2 protein-coding genes are annotated in these 1,662 nt (G+C 23.5%); both read left to right on the forward strand.

The window, feature by feature from the left end; translation table 11 throughout:
- Window positions 1–997 (forward strand): glycosyltransferase family 39 protein (locus GBZ86_RS15630; RefSeq protein WP_152892196.1); only part of this gene is annotated, 997 nt, incomplete at its 5' end.
- A 43-nt stretch (window positions 998–1,040) separates the two neighbouring features.
- Complete coding sequence (locus GBZ86_RS15635) at window positions 1,041–1,580, forward strand: hypothetical protein (RefSeq protein ID WP_152892198.1); 540 nt, start codon at window positions 1,041–1,043, stop codon at window positions 1,578–1,580.
- Window positions 1,581–1,662: the final 82 nt, after the last annotated feature.

A 1,662-nucleotide genomic window follows, 5' to 3' on the forward strand; every position in this document is an offset into this window, starting at 1 on the left:
TATTAAAATATTAAATATAATTTTTTCATTAACTTCTGTTTTTCTTTGTTATTTAATAGTGAAACAATTATTTAAATCAGAAAAAAAAGCACTTATAGCTTGTTTTTTAGCAGCTACTTATCCTGCATTTATTAGTTATACATCTGTTAACTGTAGTGAAAATATGGCCATGCCTTTTTTCTTGTTGAGTATATATTTTTTTATAAAAGTTGCTGATAATTCAAAACCATTATATTATCTAATATTCTCAGGAATATGTGTTAGTATTGGAAATTTATTTAGAATGGTTGCAATTATTATGATTATTGCTTACATAATGTATATAATATTATATTTTCAAAAAAAATGGGTGAATAAAGTAAAGGGAATAAGTTTTATCTTGATTTCTTTTGCTATTCCTCTTGTATTAGTAAGTTATTCTTTAAAAACATTAAACATTACTGAATATAATCTATGGAGGGGAAGTGAATCTAAATGGACTTCTATTTTAAAAGGTTCTAATATGGAACACTTTGGAGGATGGAATGAAGAAGATGCACAGATACCAAACAAATATAATGATGATTATGATGCAGTAGAAAAAGCTTGTAAAGAAATTGTATTTGATAGATTAACTAAAAATCCATTACCTAAAGTTATAGGTTTTTATGCAACAAAGTATGGAGCTGAATGGATGGAAGGAGATTTTGCAGGTACTTACTGGGCTAAGTATTCTTTAGAGGAAAATAGTTTAGGTTATAAATTTGCTTCTCAATTTGGCATAATAGCAAATTTTTTCTATCTTGGCTTATTAATAATTATATGTATAGGATTATTTAATAAAAAACAATATTTAAAAAATTATCCATTAAACTTGCTTTATATAATTTTAATAGGATATATTTGTTTTTATATCATAATAGAAAAACAAAATAGATATCCATTTATAGTGAGTTGGGTATTTTTAATACTTCCTTTTACTATTAATTTAGAAAGAAAAAAGAGAAATTCATTATGATAAAAAAACATGTATAAAGATAACAAAGGAGAGCTAATAACAAATGAAGATATTAATAGTAACTACTGTATTAATATGTATATTAGGTTTGAAGACAATTAATTTTTCACATAAACCAACAAAAATAATAGAAGATTACCCAAAACCAAAGACAATAGAAGTTGTAAAAGGGGCAAAAATACCTAATGATACCGTTATAGGTAGATTAAAAGTCTATGATCAAGATTTTGTAGAAAAACTATATGAATATAAAACAAGTGAAGATTATGAATCAATAGCAAATGAATTTGAATTAGGTGCTATTGCAAAATTTAAAAACTATAAAAATGAATCAGAACAACGTAAAAAAGAATTAGATACAATAGCAAAAGCTACTTCATTTATATTAACTGTAGAAAATAAATTAAAAACAAGAGATAAAAATAATAATATAGATGATTTAGATGAGGAATATTATAAACAAATTAGAGATGATGCAAAAAGCTTAGAAATAACCTTTGCTAATGAAGATTATAAGGTATCTAAGGAAATTTTAGAAAATAGCAAAGGATTTTGTGATAAATATAAAATAACAATATATTAAAATATATGTTATCCCGAATTATTCACCAAACTATTTTTTAGAAGATAAAAATATCTAAATATATGGTTTGGTGTTTATTTTT

Origin of the sequence: Clostridium tarantellae (assembly GCF_009295725.1) — a bacterium.
In the GTDB taxonomy this organism is placed as follows: domain Bacteria; phylum Bacillota; class Clostridia; order Clostridiales; family Clostridiaceae; genus Sarcina; species Sarcina tarantellae.